Annotated in this window: 22 protein-coding genes; 13 read left to right on the top strand and 9 right to left on the bottom strand. The window is 57.1% G+C overall.

Features of this window, described 5'->3' with window-relative positions:
- Positions 1-35: 35 nt before the first annotated feature.
- Positions 36-830 (top strand): tetratricopeptide repeat protein, encoded by a 795-nt coding sequence (locus tag C5750_RS09755; protein WP_158531287.1) that lies wholly within the window; start codon positions 36-38, stop codon positions 828-830.
- Between the two features lie 20 nt (positions 831-850).
- Here C5750_RS09755 and C5750_RS09750 read toward each other — a convergent pair whose 3' ends face one another.
- From C5750_RS09750 to C5750_RS26535, 7 genes are all read right to left on the bottom strand, one after another.
- Positions 851-1303 carry a hypothetical protein gene (locus C5750_RS09750; RefSeq protein WP_105733886.1) on the bottom strand — a complete coding sequence of 151 codons (453 nt, stop codon included), beginning with the start codon at positions 1301-1303 and terminating at the stop codon, positions 851-853.
- 4 nt (positions 1304-1307) lie between these two features.
- Positions 1308-2654 (bottom strand): type II and III secretion system protein family protein, encoded by a 1347-nt coding sequence (locus C5750_RS09745; protein WP_105733660.1) that lies wholly within the window; start codon positions 2652-2654, stop codon positions 1308-1310.
- A 43-nt stretch (positions 2655-2697) separates the two neighbouring features.
- Positions 2698-4809: a type III secretion system export apparatus subunit SctV gene (sctV, locus tag C5750_RS09740; RefSeq protein WP_105733659.1), complete on the bottom strand. Its 2112-nt coding sequence runs from the start codon at positions 4807-4809 to the stop codon at positions 2698-2700.
- 2 nt (positions 4810-4811) lie between these two features.
- Positions 4812-5171 (bottom strand): tetratricopeptide repeat protein, encoded by a 360-nt coding sequence (locus tag C5750_RS09735; RefSeq protein WP_105733658.1) that lies wholly within the window; start codon positions 5169-5171, stop codon positions 4812-4814.
- Positions 5152-5547 carry a hypothetical protein gene (locus C5750_RS09730; RefSeq protein ID WP_105733657.1) on the bottom strand — a complete coding sequence of 132 codons (396 nt, stop codon included), beginning with the start codon at positions 5545-5547 and terminating at the stop codon, positions 5152-5154. The genes C5750_RS09735 and C5750_RS09730 overlap by 20 nt, the downstream gene beginning before the upstream one ends.
- A gap of 15 nt (positions 5548-5562) precedes the next feature.
- On the bottom strand, positions 5563-6459 hold the full coding sequence (locus C5750_RS09725; protein ID WP_170111936.1) for a SctD/MshK family protein: 897 nt from the start codon (positions 6457-6459) through the stop codon (positions 5563-5565).
- Between the two features lie 108 nt (positions 6460-6567).
- Complete coding sequence (locus C5750_RS26535; RefSeq protein WP_158531285.1) at positions 6568-6738, bottom strand: hypothetical protein; 171 nt, start codon at positions 6736-6738, stop codon at positions 6568-6570.
- A 370-nt stretch (positions 6739-7108) separates the two neighbouring features.
- On the opposite strand from C5750_RS26535, the gene C5750_RS09720 reads away from it, so the two are divergent.
- The 12 genes from C5750_RS09720 to sctT are packed head-to-tail and all read left to right on the top strand — an operon-like array spanning position 7109 to position 15135.
- The gene (locus C5750_RS09720) at positions 7109-7780 is read left to right on the top strand and encodes a type III secretion protein (protein ID WP_105733655.1); all 672 of its coding nucleotides are present in this window, start codon (positions 7109-7111) and stop codon (positions 7778-7780) included.
- Positions 7781-7792: 12 nt separating this feature from the next.
- Positions 7793-7981 (top strand): hypothetical protein, encoded by a 189-nt coding sequence (locus C5750_RS09715; RefSeq protein WP_105733654.1) that lies wholly within the window; start codon positions 7793-7795, stop codon positions 7979-7981.
- Between the two features lie 35 nt (positions 7982-8016).
- Positions 8017-8430: a hypothetical protein gene (locus tag C5750_RS09710; RefSeq protein ID WP_105733653.1), complete on the top strand. Its 414-nt coding sequence runs from the start codon at positions 8017-8019 to the stop codon at positions 8428-8430.
- Between the two features lie 16 nt (positions 8431-8446).
- On the top strand, positions 8447-9244 hold the full coding sequence (sctJ, locus tag C5750_RS09705; RefSeq protein WP_105733652.1) for a type III secretion system inner membrane ring lipoprotein SctJ: 798 nt from the start codon (positions 8447-8449) through the stop codon (positions 9242-9244).
- Positions 9241-9891 carry a hypothetical protein gene (locus tag C5750_RS09700; RefSeq protein WP_105733651.1) on the top strand — a complete coding sequence of 217 codons (651 nt, stop codon included), beginning with the start codon at positions 9241-9243 and terminating at the stop codon, positions 9889-9891. The genes sctJ and C5750_RS09700 overlap by 4 nt, the downstream gene beginning before the upstream one ends.
- Entirely contained in the window at positions 9888-10499 is a 612-nt protein-coding gene (sctL, locus tag C5750_RS09695; protein ID WP_105733650.1) for a type III secretion system stator protein SctL, read from the top strand. Before C5750_RS09700 ends, sctL begins: the two co-directional genes overlap by 4 nt.
- Before the next feature lie 29 nt (positions 10500-10528).
- Positions 10529-11842, top strand: coding sequence for a FliI/YscN family ATPase (locus C5750_RS09690; RefSeq protein ID WP_245421060.1), 1314 nt, complete (start codon positions 10529-10531; stop codon positions 11840-11842).
- The gene (locus C5750_RS09685; RefSeq protein WP_130272708.1) at positions 11839-12327 is read left to right on the top strand and encodes a hypothetical protein; all 489 of its coding nucleotides are present in this window, start codon (positions 11839-11841) and stop codon (positions 12325-12327) included. The genes C5750_RS09690 and C5750_RS09685 overlap by 4 nt, the downstream gene beginning before the upstream one ends.
- Positions 12328-12329: 2 nt before the next feature.
- Positions 12330-13379, top strand: a complete 1050-nt coding sequence (locus C5750_RS09680) for a FliM/FliN family flagellar motor switch protein (protein WP_105733647.1) — start codon at positions 12330-12332, stop codon at positions 13377-13379.
- A complete protein-coding gene (gene sctR, locus C5750_RS09675) occupies positions 13372-14025 on the top strand; it encodes a type III secretion system export apparatus subunit SctR (RefSeq protein ID WP_105733646.1) in 654 nt (217 codons plus the stop codon). Before C5750_RS09680 ends, sctR begins: the two co-directional genes overlap by 8 nt.
- Positions 14026-14029: 4 nt before the next feature.
- Positions 14030-14296 carry a type III secretion system export apparatus subunit SctS gene (gene sctS, locus C5750_RS09670; protein WP_105733645.1) on the top strand — a complete coding sequence of 89 codons (267 nt, stop codon included), beginning with the start codon at positions 14030-14032 and terminating at the stop codon, positions 14294-14296.
- 20 nt (positions 14297-14316) lie between these two features.
- Entirely contained in the window at positions 14317-15135 is an 819-nt protein-coding gene (sctT, locus tag C5750_RS09665) for a type III secretion system export apparatus subunit SctT (RefSeq protein ID WP_245421059.1), read from the top strand.
- Positions 15136-15141: 6 nt separating this feature from the next.
- Here the strand turns inward: sctT and C5750_RS09660 are convergent, their stop codons facing one another.
- Both C5750_RS09660 and C5750_RS09655 read right to left on the bottom strand, forming a co-directional pair.
- Entirely contained in the window at positions 15142-15639 is a 498-nt protein-coding gene (locus C5750_RS09660; protein ID WP_105733643.1) for a PaaI family thioesterase, read from the bottom strand.
- Positions 15640-16158: 519 nt separating this feature from the next.
- Positions 16159-16551, bottom strand: coding sequence for a hypothetical protein (locus tag C5750_RS09655; RefSeq protein WP_105733642.1), 393 nt, complete (start codon positions 16549-16551; stop codon positions 16159-16161).
- Positions 16552-16835 lie beyond the last annotated feature (284 nt).

The following is a 16835-nucleotide window of genomic DNA, read 5'->3' as shown; positions in this document are numbered from 1 at the left end:
AACATATTATGATTATTCGCGGGGGGAAGAGTCGCATGGCACGACGGTGGGCAAATGCCTTGGCATATGGCGGCGTATTGCTCGCCCTTTGCGGTTGCAACACCGCGCCACAGACACAGACCCCGCAAATGACCGACCAGGCCAGATTGATAAAGCTCGCGGCGGATGTTGAAAAGCGCGGCGACCGCGGAACGGCGCTTGCCCTCTACGAGCGCGCCGCAACCTCTTCGACGGATCCGGCCATTCAACTGCGGCTGGCAAAAGCGCGGGAAGCAGCGGATGATCTTGACGGCGCGGAGGCCGCCTACCGCACCATGCTAGGCGCAAATGCCAACAGCAGCGAAGCCCTTGTTGGATTGGGCTCCATTCAATTGCAGAAGGGCGACGCCCAGGGTGCCATCCGGTCACTCAATGCCGCAGTCGCGCATGCGCCGTCCGGCAAAGTCTACAACAAGCTTGGTACCGCCTATATATTGCTTGGCCAAACTGAAAATGCCGAAACGGCCTTCAGCAAGGCACTGTCGATGGAGCCTGGAAAACTCGATACCCGTACGAACCTTGCCCTGGCGCAGGCCGTTGGCGGCAAGTTCCCGGTTGCCGCTTCGACGATGCAGGACGTGGTCAATTCACCCTTGGTGGAACGGCGCCAGCTTATCAATTACGCGGTCATTCTGCGCATGTCAGGCCGCACCGACGAGGCACGCGCGGTCAATGTTCCCGAGATGACGGCAGCCGGCAAGGAAACCATCCTTCGTCAGGCCGCCAATGCCGTCACCATCAAGGATCCGGCATCGCGTGCCAAGGCGATTGGCGTGCTTGCCTCCGGCTGACAGCCTGACCTCCAATCTGTTTAAATTCCCCCGACATTGGTGGTGGATTCAGGCGCTTTGCCACCTGAACGATGGTCTTCCCCATCAATCACGCGCCTTGCCGCCCGTGCCACAGGCGCGGCCATGGCAGGGCCCATATCCCGGCCGCGCACCAGGTCGCCTTCCTTTTCCGCCATCAATTGCAGATTGAGATTATTGGCGCATCCCGATGGCAGATACAGTGCATCCGGCGTCTTGTCGGGTGTTGTGCAGGCGTCCGGAACAAGCATGCGGCCTTCGGCTGCATATCCCTTGCTGCCCGGCCGGTCATAGCCTTTGCGCACGACTTTACCATTGGCGTCAGGCGTGACAGGGCCAGTCGTTACATAATGATAATTGGGCGAATAGGGCTCGGGCTGGGTCTGGCACCCGCTCGCGCCGACAAGGATGCACAATCCGGCAACGCGCAGAATCCGGCGTGGGCTCACGATCATCGTCTCAATCTCCCACATAGAAACCATATCCTTTTTTCGCGACCTGCCGTTTCTTGGCGACCGGAGCCGACAACGCACCGCTTGGGCTATCAAGCGGTGTCTTCAATGACCTGTCCGAGCGTGGCTGAACCAGATACGGCGTGATAAGAATGACAAGCTCCGTCTCGTTGCGCTGGAATTTCTTCGATTTGAACAGGCTTCCCAGGATGGGAACATCGCCAAGAATAGGGGTTTTCTCCAACTCCCGCGTTTCTTCTCTCTGGAAAAGGCCGGCAATGGCAAATGTCTGACCGCTGCCAATTTCAACCGTCGTGTCTGCCCTGCGCACCTTGAAACCCGGGACGCTGACACCGCCGATGGAGACACCCGTGGCCGCCGAAATGGTGCTGACCTCCGGCTTGACCTGCAGGGAGATGCGATTGTTGGGAAGAAGCGCCGGTGTAAACTGCAGCGAGACACCAAATTGTTTGTACTCGATGCCGATCTGCCGGTCACCGGCTGGGATAGGGATCGGCACTTCACCGCCGGCGAGGAAGCTGGCGGTCTGTCCGGTTACCGCCGTGATGTTCGGCTCTGCGAGAACTGTCAGAATACCGTTGTTCTGGAGCGCGTCGAGCAGAACGTCGACGTTCACATTACCGGTTCCCAGATGCGCATTGATACCGCCCGGCACGGTCTGCAGGGGGTTCCCTTTGACGATGCCGAATGAGAATGAACCTTTTTCGATCAGAGCGCTCCAGTTAAGGCCGTAGCGTTCCAGCGAATTGCGCGACACCTCGGCGAACCGCACGCGGATATTGACCTGGTTGGCGCCCTGTATCGTCGTGTTGTTGATGGGAGGATTGCCAGGCTTGGCGTAAGACTGGATGACGGATTCCGTGTCCACGGCCTCGCCGACCGAGCGCGCTTTACCCGTGGCAACGGTCTTTTCACCAAACAGCTTCACGTCGATGATGGTGTTGGGTTGCAGCGTCTTCATCGACTGCTTTGCCGGATCGGTATTGCCCGAAATAATGAGCTTCATGGTTCCGCGCAAACTCTGGTCAGCGTTGAGCGCTATGAGATTGGTGGTGCCGACCGCCGATCCGAAAACATAGATCGCGCCCGGGGAAACCACACGGACATCAGCGATCTGGGTGTCCGCCACGAACACCGATTCAACCGGCTGATCAAAGCGGATGATGACCCCCTGCCCTTGCGTCAGCTTCAGAGGCTGACCGGTCATGGCATCAACGCTGATCGTCTGCGAGTGGGCAGAATCATTCATAACAATCATCGATATCATGCCCAGAAGCAGCACGCACAGCATCATGCCGGGCGCCCTGCCGGAGGGCCATTTCCTATTGCGCATCAGGTATTTCACTCTTCTGGGTCCCCCGACCTGGCCTGCCGGTCTATCCGGCCGTTTCCGTCTGGTCATTGCGTTCCGCCTTCAGCGAGGAAGGCTTTTCCGGTGCAGGAAGGGCGATTGTCGCCAATGACTGCACATTGAATTCTGAGGCAATTTCCTGATAGGAAAGCACCGGAATATCGACATTCTGGCCGGCAAGGATGCTGTGAATCTGCCGGCGAATATCGATCGACGTCAGCACCGAACGCTTCAACATCGGATCGCCCGAGTTCAACAATGCACTCACCTGATCAATGAGCGGCTTCAACACATCGTCCTGCAGGTAGTTTCCCTGTCTCAAGGCTGTCCTGATGGCTTCTTCAATCTGCCGCGTCAGGATGAACACCGGGATGATGCGGTTTTTCTCCGCGCGGCGATGACTGATCTGGCGGGCCAAACCACTTCGCACCAGTTCTGTCATCTGATGCGCATTCTCGATCTGCGGCGCATTTTCCACGATCGTTTCCAGAATGGCCCGCATATTGGTGATGGGCACATCCTCCTCGACAAGGCGGCGCAGAACTTCAGAAATCTTCTGCACGGAAGAAACCTCAACCGCTTCCTTGACCAGTTCACCGTATTGGCTTTCACAGGCGGCCAGCAGGGCTTTCGTTTCCTGAATGCCGGCAAAATGCGCAGCGTAACGCCGCAATGCATGGAACATGATTTCAAGCAGAACAGCGTCCGGAGCGTGATAAGGAATGCCAGCGTCCATGAGCTTCTGCTCGTGCTGCTTGTGCACCCAATAGGTTGACCTGCGGCCGATCAACGTCCCCGCATCGTCGTAATCGATGCTCATCAGGTCCAGATCGGTCGCTGCATCCAGCACCAGCAGATGCTCTGGCTCGATCGTTCCTTCCACGATCGGCACGCCCTCAAGGTCAAGGCGGAAATCATTCTTCTCGCCATCCTCGGCCCGCCACAGCTGCGCCTGCGGAATATTGATGCCGAGATCGACAAGAATGCGCCGTTTGATCGTCTCGGCACCCGCAGCAAACTTTTCCGCCGAAATGACCTTGCCCAGATCCTCGCCGAGCCAGACGGCAAGCCGGGACATGGTTTCGCGTGATGGCTCCGGTGTCTCGGATTGAAGATCCTTGGCTTCATTCTCCAGCTCAAAGACGGTGTTCTCCACCCTGATCTGGCGCCTGCGGATGAATGCAAGGCCGCCGGCGATGGCCGCGAGCGACAGAAAGACGGTGACGGGCATGCCGGGGACAAACGCAAGCAGGAAAAGGATCACCGCAGCAAGGGAGATCGCGCGCGGATCGGCACCCAGCTGCCCGACGATTTCGGTGCCCAGGTCCTGATTGCCGTGCGAGGCAACGCGGGTCACAACGGCGCCCGAGGCAACCGAGACGAGCAGAGCCGGTATTTGTGCGATCAGGCCGTCTCCGACCGTCAGCAGCGAATAGGTGTGGGCAGCCTCGCCGAATGACAGACCACGTTGCCAGATGCCGATGCTGAGCCCGCCAATCAGATTGATTCCGATGATGATGATACCGGCAATCGCGTCACCCTTGATGAATTTCATTGCGCCGTCCATGGCGCCGTAGAACTGGTTTTCCCGCTCCAGATTCTGCCGTTTGATCTTGGCTTCCGCCGCGTCTATGTCGCCGTTGCGCACTTCATTATCAATACTGATCTGCTTGCCGGGCAGCGCATCCAGGGTGAAGCGTGCAGCCACTTCGGCCACGCGCTCGGCACCCTTGGTGATCACGACGAACTGGGCGACGGTGATCACCAGAAACACGACGAGACCGACAACGATCTCGCCACCCACGACAAAGTTCCCGAACGTATTCACCACATCACCTGCATCGGCCTGAAGCAGAATGAGGCGCGTGGTCGTGATCGTGAGCGACAGGCGGAACAACGTTCCCAACAGGATGACAGACGGCAAAGCCGAGAACTCCACCGGCCTGGAGATATAAAAGGCCACAATCAGCACCAGCAGGCTAAAGGCAAGATTGATGCCGATCAGCACGTCGACCATCACGGTCGGCAGGGGCAGGATCATCATGCTGATTGCCAGCAGCACCATGACCGCAACGACGAGGTCGGTGCGCCGCGCCGCCATTCGTGCCAGTTGGTTCAGCTGCAGGAGCATCTGCATCGTCAGGATCCGGCCGGAGAAATCGTTGCGGATTTTGACTTCCTGGTCATGAAGTCGGAGAAAGCATCACGGGCTTCCTGATATTGCCCCGCGGTCCAGAGGGCGCGGCTTTCCAAGGCCGCAAGCTCCAGCTGAAACTCTTCGCCCAGGTCCGCCATGCGGTCGATGGTCGTCAAAGCGCGCGTGGCCGCTCCCTGTTCGATAAACACCATCACAAGCGTCTTGAGGATGGCGGCATCATCGGGGGCGACACGAGCCGCCAGCAGCAGGAACACCAGGCCGCGATCGAGATTTCCCGCGCGCCAGTACAGCCGGCCCAATGTGTGAAGATAGTCGGCGCTGTCACGCTCGTTGAAGTTCAATGGACTTTACCTCTGCAATTCGGCCATTCACATCCCGGCATTTATCGATTTCCTCCTGCATCAGCTCGACCGCAAGGGCGGCAACGTCCGGCCCCAGTTCCAGGAGAGGCAATACATGCTCGAGAATATGCAAAAGCATTTCTTCGTTATGGAACCCCTTGAGCCGTCCAATCGCCGATGCGTCGACCCGCGAGAACTTGTCCGTGCGCTTGCGGTTGGCATTTTTCCCGCGTTCGTTGAAAAGCCTGGTGCTGCGCAGCGCAGTTTCAAAAGACTGCGCATCCGTGGCGGGGGACGTGCCGCTACGATCGGCGGCGGATGGCAACAGCCGCTCAGCGCGCTCCCGGCTTTCAGTGCGACGCAGATCAAGCGCCATAGGCCCTCCCGCCGGTTAGAATGTCAGCGTGAATTCTTCCGCGTTGCGTTTGACGACAAGTCTGTCCGACCCGATTTCCTTGATGATCCAGCCGTCTTCCAAGGCGGCACCCGTGTAGAGACGCGAACCGTCAGCGGCAATCGCATAGGGCTTTTCTCCGAACCAGACCGCCTGCAGCTTGAATTTCGGCTGAATTCTCTTTGCCTCTTCGTGAACGCTGCTCGACACGACGTTGCGGCTGCCATACTGGCTATCAAATCTGTACTGGACATCAGTCCACTTTTTCATCTGCGCCTGATCGACCGCACCGCCGACATGCACACGCGATCCCTCCCATTGAACATCTAGAGCCTCAAGGCCATTGTCAGCCAGCATCTGGCTGAGCACCTGACGGGGATCTCCTGCCGCTGCGGATACGGGCGCAACCTGCAACGCGGCGGTAGTCTCGAAACCGGCACGGCGACTGTCAAAATTACCGGCAATGCCGGCCTGAACGAGCGCGATCGACACGGCCAGCAAGGCAATGCAGCCGCCAATCAACCCGAATTTACGCCATGGCTGAAGGCGTGATTGCAAATCCGGCTTCATTTTCGCCGGCCCATTGAGAACCATGGAAACGCCGCCTGCGGAAATCCTCACGGGCAGCCTTGTGCGCATGCCCTTGCCGATTTCGAGCGTTGTGCGGTTGTTGATGACAACCTCACCATTATGAGCACCGATAACGACCATTGCCCCCGCGCGGCGAATAGAGAAGTGACGTTCCTCTATCGAACTGTCGCTCAAAAACAGATCGCAGTCGGTGGAAGAGCCGATTTGGCAATCATCACCGGAAATGGGAACCACGACACCGCGATGAACGCCATCGAGGACATTCAACGTCAATTCGCCTGTGCCGCCCGGAATCTGCTTCATCAACATCATGAGAAACCTGTATTAACTGTGGCGCCCGCATCGGCGCCCAATGGCACCTCGAAGAAGACAAGGAGAGGACAGCACGGGCCGCCCTCTCCCGCAGTAAAATCAGCCGATTTTTGCCTTGGCGATGTCAAGCACGCTCTGGCCATCCATTGTTGCAAGCTTTGTCTGCGTTGCTTCTTTCTGGATGCGATCAAATGCTTCCTTCAGAGAAGCAAGATTGCTGTCGAAACTGGTGGATGAGGAGGATGCGTTGACGGAACCTGACTGAGCCATGATGAATCCCTTTTGCGTTTCAGTTAATCACAGGCTCGTGACTCCGAGCCTTTTCAAGCACAAATCAGTGCGAACTCACAACTAACAGCATACTCATAAATTGGCAATGTTACAGGAAAAAGATTGCCGTCATCCGGCCGTGTTTTATCTTACAAATATTACACCTATTTGCCGGAACCACAGGTTATCTAACGCCAGCTAACAAAATAAATGCATGTTTTATATGGGTAATTTCACTCGACAAAATGAATCTCAGAGAACGCCGACCCGCTTCAAGGATGCTCACAAACAGATCACAACGACGTTGACAGTGAATACTCACAATTGTAATCCTTTGAGGGTGATTTTATCATAAACCGGATGTGAAAGCGTGGCAGAAAACATCACCTATGTGGGACATTCCGCTTTCCTGATGGCGCTAGCCGCTGTGATGGTGGCGTGTGGCACATCGGCTGCGACCGCACTGCCGGAATGGGCGAGCAAACCCTACAATTACGTGCTGATCAATCAGGACTTGCCCGGAGCCATGAAGGAGTTCGGCCGTAATCTCGGATTTCCGGTTGTCCTCGACGGTCAGGTGCGCGGCCAGATCCGCGGCCAGGTCAAGGCGCAAACGGCAGGACAATTTCTGGATGAACTTGCACAGGGCAATGGCGTCAACTGGTATTTCGATGGCGCCATTCTTCACATCAGTTCCAGTGATGAGTTCAAAACACAGGTTATCGAGCTGGGGCGGCTCACCGGCGATGCCGTGCTGCAGGAAATGAAGCGCATGGGTCTTTATGACGAGCGTTTTTCGATCACCTACAGCAAGAATGCGGCGGCGCTGCGCGTGTCGGGGCCGCCATCCTACATCGCCGTCACCAGGGAGGTTATTTCAACCATACAGCCCCCGCCCGCAACCGATGACGATCCCAGAGTGCGCGTGTTTCGCGGCCGCGGATCAACCGTCGATGAGACTGTGGAGCTGCAGACCGCACGCAAGCGCACGGACGCACCGGCTGCGCAACCCAAGACTGTTTTGACCAAGACAACAAATTGAGGAGTTTCAATCATGACCGCTGAACGGATTGCACCGGCCGCCGCGCAACAAGCATCTCCCCCTGTCGATGATGCCGCCCAGAAACAGCAGTTCGAAGAGGCGTTGGCATCCTCCATGCTCTCGGGGGCAACCTCGATGTTCACGCAGTTCATCATGGATATTGCCGGCGACCAGATGAGCGAAGCCAATTCATCCGAGTAAGCATCTGCTGCAATCAACCAGTGAGGTACGCACCAATGGTTACCCCCATAGCTCCCGTCAGCAGCGTGTCGCAGCACCAGCCGGTTACGCCGGTTTCTGCCAATCAGCAGAATATCTATGAACATGTCGCGACAACGATCCAATCCATGCCGCACGGCGCAAGTCCCGTCGATATTGGCCGCAGCCTTGGCACCACGTTCAAGTCGGTTGCCGATCGCCTTGAGAGCGGAAGAGTTGAGGTTCAGCGGTTCCTGGCATCCGGTGATGTGGGAGCCACGCCTGCCGGACAGGCAAAGGACCAGCAGTCTCCTCTCAACAAGGACAAGATGAGCAACCTGATACAGGGGCTGACGATGTCATTTGACCTGATGCAGCGTCAGCACATGATTGCCAACGTGCCCATTCAACTGACCACCAGCGTTCGCGAAACGACCCGCGGCGGTGGTTGAGGCAAACAGCAATCCCATGACGCACACGTTCCAACGCATGATTTTGGCGATAGCCGCCGTATGTTTTCTGCAGGCATGCAAATCGGATCTCTATACCAATCTTGACCAGCGCGAGGCCAACCAGATTGTGGCAACGCTGTTGACGCATGGGATTTCGGCAACGCGCAAACCGCAGAAGGACGGGAAGCTGACCGTCCTGGTGGATGAGGATCAGTTTGCCGAGGCGGTGACATTGCTGGCGGAAAACGGGCTGCCGAAGGCGGAATTTGCCACGATAGGCAGCGTTTTCAAGAAGGAGGGGCTGGTGGCCTCGCCTGTTCAGGAACGGGCACAGATGATCTACGCCCTGAGCGAAGAATTGTCCCGCACGGTTTCGGAAATCGACGGGGTTCTTTCCGCTCGTGTTCACGTGGTTCTGGCGGACAATGACCCGCTCAATCGTTTTGCCGCACCAGCTTCGGCTTCGGTGTTTATCAGGCACGAACCCTCGCTGAACATCAATGCATTGATCCCGCAGATCAAGACGCTGGTCGCCAACGGGATTGCCGGACTGAGCTATGAGAAGGTCTCGGTCATTCCTGTCGCAGCGCCGCAGAAAACACGCGAAACGCCGCCCGAGCTGGAAGTGCGGGAGTATATGGGCTTGTGGCTGACCAGGGAAAGCGAAAGCCGGGTGTTCTGGATGGCGGCAATCGCTGGAACGCTTGTTCTCGCGCTGCTTGGAACAATCGGTTTTCTTCTCTGGCAGCGGCGCGTGCCCATGACCTATGCACTTGAGCCCACAGACATTGCCCGGAATGGAAAGACCTCATGACAATGTCCCAGGGCAGCGGCCGGAAATCCTCATCCGCGTGGAGTACTTACGTCAACAATACGGCGCGGTTTATTCATCCGGACCGCCTATCCGCAAGCTTCGCCGGGGTTCTCCTGCCTGAAGGCATCGAGCTTTTGCGCAATGCGCAGCGCATTGGTCACAACACGCGGCGGCTCATGCGCGAGCATTTCCGGCTTTCTGCTCTTCCGGTTGAGCCCAGACTGGAAGCATGCGATCTGCAACTGCTGCTGATGCCCCCGGAAGATGTGGCGGCTTTCGAGTTGCGGTGCGGTGCGATGTTCCTGGCCAATTCGCTTGCGCAGATCGTCCAGTCAGCGGCCGCCCATCGGCTGAAGGACGCGTTGGGCCAGGACCTTTATGCGCTTGCGCTGGCAAACCGCCATTTGGCTATCGCGGGTGAACCGGTCACCGATCCGGATACGCTGCTGGCCGCCATGCAGCGTGACGGGCAGGCGTGCATCTCAACGTGGCGGGAGAGCATGCCGGATTATGTCAACGACTGGTTTGGTCTCAAATATCCGGGTGATGACACAATTGCGCCGGCCCATTCCGGCGACCATGCGAAACGCGCTCTTGTCATCGTGCGGCACCCATCAAACGCGCGCGCGGATATGGCAGCCGCATGATGGATCTGCCCAAAACACCGGCGGCCCGGATCATATCGGCGCGGGATACCGCACTATGGACCGACGCGCAGGCAATGCTGGCCGCAGCGCGGCAGGAGGCGGATGATATCCGCAGTGCGGCGCAGGCAGCTTTCGATGCAAGCAAAGCAGAAGGATACCGGCAGGGGCTGCAGCAGGGCGAACAGGATGCCGCGATCCTCGTCGCCGAGACCGCAACCAAGATTGATCGCGATCTTGAAGCGCTGCAGGAGCAGGTCATTGATCTCAGCCTCTCCGTGGTCGAACAGCTGATCGGCGAAATCGACAATCCGGTTGTGGTCGCCAAACTGGCAAGCAATGCCATCGAGCTTTTACGCTATGAGCGCGCGCTTACCGTTTACGTCGCCCCCGAACTGGAAAAGGAAGTTAAAAACCTTCTGCAGGAGATATCGACCGGCCTCGAAAAAGGCCTGTCTGTCAGAATCACCGGCGATCCCCGGCTGGATAGCAGGAACTGTCTCGTCGTGTCTCCCAGCGCCGTCGTCAATGCCGGGCTTGATGCACAATTGTCCATCATTCGCCAGGCTCTGATCGCTGCGCGCGACGAAGCCGAATTTGGAGCGGTCTGACATCCATGCAAAGCGACCTCAGCCGACTCATGAACCGCTTTCAAAGAGCTGCCGTCAGCGCTCATCCGCTGCAGGTGCATGGGCGTGTGCGCCGCATAACGGGTGTCATCATCCATGCTTCCCTGCCGATGGTCCGGATTGGCGAGTTATGCGAGATTCGCGATCCCGTGTCCGGCCGCACCGTTCCGGCTGAGGTGATCGGATTCGACAATGATGATGCCGTTCTCAGCCCCATTGGCGATATGGCGGGCATGTCCACGCGTGCCGAGGTCATCCCGACCGGCAGCATCATACAGGTTCCTGTGGGGCCGGGATTGCTGGGCTGCGTGGTCAATGCCCTCGGGGACATCGTGAACGACAATGGCCGCGATCCGGATGCGGCCGCCGGGATTGTTGCGCTTTACCCCACCTTGGCCGAGCCTGTAAATGCTTTGCAGCGCGATCTGGTCCGCGATCCCCTGCAACTTGGAATACGCGCCATCGACGGCCTTTTGACCGTCGCTCGCGGCCAGCGCATCGGCATTTTCGGTGCGCCGGGTGCCGGAAAATCCTCGCTGATATCAAGCATCGTGCGCGGGACCCAGGCGGACGTGGTTGTCATCGCCCTGATTGGCGAGCGTGGCCGGGAAGTGCGCGAATTTCTCGATGTCCAGTTGGGCGTCGAAGGCCGGAAGCGCGCGGTAACCGTGGTCGCAACCTCCGATCGCCCGGCGATCGAACGTGTCAAGGCGGCACACTGCGCCACGGCAATCGCGGAATATTTTCGCGACGAAGGCAAGGATGTTCTTCTGTTGATGGACAGTGTTACCCGCTTTGCCAGAGCACAGCGCGAAATCGGTCTGGCGGCGGGCGAACCCGGCACGCGCCGTGCCTATCCTCCATCGCTGTTTGCAGCCCTTCCGCGTCTCCTCGAGCGCTCCGGGCCCGGCGTGGGTGGATCAATTACCGGACTTTATACGGTGCTGACCGAAGGCGACGAAACGCTGGATCCAGTGGCGGAAGAAGTAAAGGCCATCCTTGACGGCCACGTGTCGTTGAGCAGCCAGCTGGCGGAGAAAAACCATTTTCCAGCGATTGATATACTGCGCAGCCGCAGCCGGTTGATGGACGCAGTCGCCAATGAAAGCCATAGGGCAAGCGCCACCGCAATCCGGGAAATGATGGCGCGCTATGAAGAAGTGGAACTGCTGCTTCGCGTCAATGAATACAAGGCAGGTTCAGACGCGGTTACCGACAGGGCTGTCGAAAGGCATCAGGCCATCACCGATTTCCTGCGGCAGGAAAGCCATGAACATTCGACGTTCAATGAAACCTTGGACAGGATGTGGGAGCTTGCAAATTGAAGAACCGGCAGAGATTTGAGAAGCTCCTGGGCTTACGCAAAATGCGCCTGCAGATTGCAGTGAATGCCTTGTCTGTTCAGCAGATGCTCGTCAATGACGCTGAATCGCAGCGATCCAAGGCCTATAATGCCATGCTCGAACTTGCGGCGGAATTGACCGTCCGGGACGATGAAAACAGGCAAAACCTGACGGGAAACACAGTCAGCCAAGCCATGCTCGAGCGCTACCGCCAGGATATTCTGGCGATAGATCAAGAACTCGCCAGGAGTGCCGATTCCCATTCCCGGGCAAGCGAGCACCTCGATCACATGCGCACTGATCTGGCAAAAACACTGGCAGACTATCTCGCCCGGAAGAAATCACTTGAACAGCTGGAGGCTGCCTTCGAAGCGGAACAAAGGACAGCATCGCTTTTGCGCGCTGAGATGGAAGATGATGATCGCGATGATTTTCACAAGACTTCCCTCAGTGCAGGGCGGGCCTGAACATGACGCCCAAGAAGAAAATCAATGCGGGAAAACCTGATGGGGCAGTGGATTTTCAGCCCTTTCCCAGCATGTCCCCTGCCTCACTGATCACCCATAATGCCCTCTATCGCCGCCGGCAGTCCCTGCGCGCGGACGTGCGGGGTAAACCCATAACCATCGGCCTGTCCGCCCGCCCCTGGTCCGCCGGCGACGCATCGCGCAGTTTCAACGTGTCCGCCGGTATCTGGAATTTTCAACTCGCTTTGCCTGGCAGTCTGGTCGAGGCTCTGGTGGGTGGTCTTTGCAAACCCGCTTCATTCCACACGCTGCCAGCGCTTCAACAGGCCGTTCTGATCGAGGCGGCGCTGGAGAACCTGCTCTTCCCGTTTGAAACGGCGATATCGCAGCCATTGCAGTTTGTCACGGATGCGGATGCGAGCACTGCGGACATCAACCTTGATCTCCACGTCGCATTTGCATCCTTCGACGGGGTTGTCCGTCTCGGGCTGAATGCGGAGGCAGGCAGACTTCTCAGCAACGCATGGGATGCATTCCCCATGCAAGCACCGGTTGATGTCGAGGACTTGCCCGTTCCGGTGCAAATTCTGGCCGGCGCGCAAACCCTGACTACGGCCGAAATCTCCGCTTTGAAGCCGGGAGACACGATCATCAGTGAAGGCGCCGCGCCGGGAGAATTATATGCCCTTTGCGCAGGCCAGCTTCAGGCGCGCTGCATCCAATCGGAACCAGGGCTTCTTCTTACCAGCGGCTGGAGTCCGGCGGCAATCTCACAGCCCGACGGCAATGAAATTTTCATGGAAAGGGGAACGGTAATGGATGAAGCAACCATCGACAGTCTTTCTGTTCGCGTCATATTCGAGCTTGCGCGCACGGACATGGCTTTGCGCGACGTGAAGGCGCTTGCCGAAGGCAGCGTCGTACCCGTCGCAGCGCTCAACGAGGGTGCTGTTGCCATTATCGCAAACGGCAGCAAGATCGGCCGCGGCGATATTGTCAGATTGGGTGAAGGTCTCGGCGTTCGCATTTTGCAGCTTGGTGCAAATGACTGAGCTTCAGGGCAATATTCTTCCGATCCTGCTGCTGGTTACATCGGTGGGATTCATTCCGCTCGCCATCGTGACCATGACGGGCTTTTTGAAGATATCCATTGTTCTGTTCCTGGTGCGCAATGCGCTGGGCATCCAGCAATCGCCGCCCAATCTCGTATTGTATGGCATCGCCCTCATCCTGACGGTTTATGTGACGGCGCCGTTGGTCGGCAATATTTACCGGGCAGCGGAAACGCAATCCATCGATCTGAGCAATGTGGAGGGTATAACGCGCGCAGCCAATACCGTGCGCGGCCCGCTGCAGGAACATCTGGCGCGCTATTCCAGTGAGAGCGAACGGCAGTTTTTCCTTCAATCGACGGAAGGCATCTGGTCCGAGGAGGCGCGGGCAAACGTAAAACCCGATGATCTGGTGGTTCTTGTTCCCTCATTCGTAAGCTCGGAATTGTCCCGTGCATTCCAGATCGGCTTCCTGCTCTACATCCCGTTCCTCGTCATCGACCTCATCGTCTCGAACGTCCTGATGGCGATGGGGATGATGATGGTATCCCCTACCCTGATCTCAATCCCGCTCAAAATATTCCTGTTCGTGTCCGTCGACGGCTGGTCGCGGCTCATGCACGGACTCATTCTCAGCTACAGGTGAAAACATGCAGACTGCCTTTCTCGCACAGATGCAAAGTGCGCTGCTCACCGTCCTCATGGTTTCAGCCCCGGCGCTGATCGTGGCCATTGTGATCGGCATCAGTGTCGGTTTGCTTCAGGCTTTGACACAAATTCAGGATCAGACGCTGCCCCAAACCGTAAAGCTCGTCGCGGTCATGCTGGTCCTGATTGTTGCGGGCCCGGCGCTCGGCGTGCAGGTCACCTCCCTTGCCAGCCGCGTTCTTGACGAGTTTCCCGCCATGACGCGCTGAACACGCTGATGGAACAGCAGATGATCACGCTGCCACTTTTCGAAGCGGGCTATGCCATACTCCTGGCGACGTCCATCGCCATGGCGCGCGGTTTTGGTCTCATGACCATATCCCCCATATTCGTGCGGTTGGGGATCACAGGCCCCATACGATCCGGCGTGGCATTGGCGATCAGCATTCCGGTTATTCCGGAAGTCATGCGCACCCTTGCAAGCCGCCCTCCGATGACCATTCCATGGTTGGGCGCCATGATGATCAAGGAATTCATCATCGGCTTTGCCATCGGTTTTCTCTTCAGTATTCCATTCTGGGCGGCCGAAATCGCCGGCGATCTCATCGACCTGCAACGCGGATCCACCGCGGCCCAGCTCCTCGATCCTCAAGCGGTGACGGAGACCAGCATCACCGGAACTTTCTTTGCGCTTGCAGTGATCGTTCTGTTCTTTTCTTCCGGCGGCTTTCTGGTTCTGCTGGACAGCTTTTACAACAGTTACCGCATTTGGCCGGTGACCGACTTCGTGCCAGTGCTCACCGGCGCTACCCTCCCGCTTTTCGTCGGAACAGTGAATGGCATGATGCAAATGGCGCTGGTTCAGATCGGCCCCATCGTTCTCGCCTTGCTGATCGCGGATCTGATGCTGGCCTTCCTGTCGCGCATGGCGCCGCAGCTGCATGTGTTCGACCTGTCAATGGCGGTCAAGAATTTGATATTTGCCCTGCTCATTGCACTTTATGCAATGTTTCTTGTTCCGCAGATGCAAACCGAACTCGGCCGGCTGCGCCAAAACGTCGATGCGTTCTTTGACATCAAACCGGAGAGCAGGCGTCCGCTGGAATGATAGGTCCTAGCCCGCGTTCTGTTGATCCGCCGCGTTCTTCACGACAAAGGGTCTAAAGAAGGAGACCGGCGGCACCGGCACAGCGGCACGCTTCTCGAAAATACGGCATATGGTCGTTGCCTTGGCCATGGGACGTCCATCATCGCTTGTTATGGTTACATCCACGACAGCCTGGCTGGCTGTACGATGCACGATCGTCGTCGCAGCATCGAGGTAACGGCTATCGCCGAGCGCCAGAAATGTGATGTTCAACTGACTGGTTGCACAGCCTGCGATTGAAAGATTGCTTGCTCCGAGCACTGCCGCGGCGGATCCGGCGACTTCAATCAAAGTGGCAATGGCACCGCTGTGCGCATTGCCCGGCAACTGGGTGACATCCCCCTGAACCGGCAGTCTCAACTTTACGGCATCACCTTGGGCAGAAAGGAATATGATACCAAGGCTGCGCGCGAAGGGTGTCCTCAATAGAATTTCGTCTATCCATTCTCGGGCAAGTGATCGCATTGGGTTGGGATCCTGTTTCAGGGCAACTGCAACGGAATACCACCTGACTTACACGGCAGCATCCTTTGGGGAGGGGCAACATGACATCGTGGCTGCTGTTTGGCGAATACCTGCGAAGTTATGTGAAGAGACACTTTCAAGCCAATGGAAATTCCGGACATATTCTCCAAAACGATTTGGCCCTTGAACGATAGTGTTGCGCCAACTCGAGGTCAAAACAATTTCTCTTAACCTTTGTGAGACACAATTGAACATAATCAAACATGAATTCATCACAAAAAGCCATAGCTTCAATTTTTTTGAATATGAATAAATGTGCTTGCAGCGCGGCCGGCTAGCTGCGTATGCCGATTCACCCCACCCATGCCCCCGCACAAGCGCAGGAAACACCATGCAGTCAATCGACGTGCACTCGCAAAGCCAATGTCAAAACCGGAATACTCCCGAACAGGGAGCACTCCGGCGACCATGAGCCCGGTGCAGTGTGTTTTGTTGGATTGAAAGCCTGGCCGAACGGGATCAGGCGGCCTTGATCTGGTTCGATCCCCAGAAATAGGAATATTTCTTGTCGATCTTGCTGCGCTCGATCTCATTGCGGCCGAACATGGTCGACAATGCAGCTCCAACCTGATTGATGCTGTGAGGAAAACCTTGATCGTTCAGTTCCTTAACGATCTCGCCAATGCCATGCGGCTTATCAAAGAAACCATCTTCGCGCAGTTTTTTAACGCGTTCACGGCAGGAACCGCCGGACGCGGCTGTTGCCCGCACACGCTTTCGCGTGCCAACTGGCTTGGCTGGCGCGATTGCCTGCAGATTATCCGACAATCCGGCTTCGCCGTCCGCATGCCCGGCCTCGGCGAGTTTCGAGCGCTCCAGGATAGGCATAAGCTTGTCAAGATAGGTCCTCACGAACTCATCTTCACCTTCCAGCTCTATTGTGAGCGATTGTGTGTTAATCAATACTTTCGCAACCGACATTTCGATCTACCAATTACCCCAACTGTTTGAAGTTAACATAAAACATATTAAGTGATAAGCCAATGCCACCAATGCATGGGTCTGTTCACAAAAAGTCATATCTGGCAAACATAGGGTAAAATAAGGCGTTCCGCCGGCCCTCCGGTGCAAATCCCGGGCCAGACTGTGAGCGGCTGCATCTGAGTGAGCAATTTCCGTGAGGTTGTGATCAGCTC

It is taken from the genome of Phyllobacterium myrsinacearum, assembly GCF_002980555.1.
In the GTDB taxonomy this organism is placed as follows: Bacteria; Pseudomonadota; Alphaproteobacteria; order Rhizobiales; family Rhizobiaceae; genus Phyllobacterium; species Phyllobacterium myrsinacearum.
Note: the sequence above shows the minus strand (reverse complement) of the source record. Positions and strands in the feature narration are given on the sequence as shown.

Coding starts and splice junctions, on each gene's coding strand:
- C5750_RS09755 (WP_158531287.1), top strand. CDS start 36: ATGGCACGACGGTGGGCAAATGCCTTGGCATATGGCGGCGTATTGCTC.
- C5750_RS09750 (WP_105733886.1), bottom strand. CDS start 1,303: ATGATCGTGAGCCCACGCCGGATTCTGCGCGTTGCCGGATTGTGCATC.
- C5750_RS09745 (WP_105733660.1), bottom strand. CDS start 2,654: ATGCGCAATAGGAAATGGCCCTCCGGCAGGGCGCCCGGCATGATGCTG.
- sctV (WP_105733659.1), bottom strand. CDS start 4,809: ATGCAGATGCTCCTGCAGCTGAACCAACTGGCACGAATGGCGGCGCGG.
- C5750_RS09730 (WP_105733657.1), bottom strand. CDS start 5,547: ATGGCGCTTGATCTGCGTCGCACTGAAAGCCGGGAGCGCGCTGAGCGG.
- C5750_RS09725 (WP_170111936.1), bottom strand. CDS start 6,459: ATGAAGCAGATTCCGGGCGGCACAGGCGAATTGACGTTGAATGTCCTC.
- C5750_RS26535 (WP_158531285.1), bottom strand. CDS start 6,738: ATGGCTCAGTCAGGTTCCGTCAACGCATCCTCCTCATCCACCAGTTTC.
- C5750_RS09715 (WP_105733654.1), top strand. CDS start 7,793: ATGACCGCTGAACGGATTGCACCGGCCGCCGCGCAACAAGCATCTCCC.
- C5750_RS09710 (WP_105733653.1), top strand. CDS start 8,017: ATGGTTACCCCCATAGCTCCCGTCAGCAGCGTGTCGCAGCACCAGCCG.
- sctJ (WP_105733652.1), top strand. CDS start 8,447: ATGACGCACACGTTCCAACGCATGATTTTGGCGATAGCCGCCGTATGT.
- C5750_RS09700 (WP_105733651.1), top strand. CDS start 9,241: ATGACAATGTCCCAGGGCAGCGGCCGGAAATCCTCATCCGCGTGGAGT.
- sctL (WP_105733650.1), top strand. CDS start 9,888: ATGATGGATCTGCCCAAAACACCGGCGGCCCGGATCATATCGGCGCGG.
- C5750_RS09690 (WP_245421060.1), top strand. CDS start 10,529: ATGAACCGCTTTCAAAGAGCTGCCGTCAGCGCTCATCCGCTGCAGGTG.
- C5750_RS09680 (WP_105733647.1), top strand. CDS start 12,330: ATGACGCCCAAGAAGAAAATCAATGCGGGAAAACCTGATGGGGCAGTG.
- sctR (WP_105733646.1), top strand. CDS start 13,372: ATGACTGAGCTTCAGGGCAATATTCTTCCGATCCTGCTGCTGGTTACA.
- sctS (WP_105733645.1), top strand. CDS start 14,030: ATGCAGACTGCCTTTCTCGCACAGATGCAAAGTGCGCTGCTCACCGTC.
- sctT (WP_245421059.1), top strand. CDS start 14,317: ATGATCACGCTGCCACTTTTCGAAGCGGGCTATGCCATACTCCTGGCG.
- C5750_RS09660 (WP_105733643.1), bottom strand. CDS start 15,639: ATGCGATCACTTGCCCGAGAATGGATAGACGAAATTCTATTGAGGACA.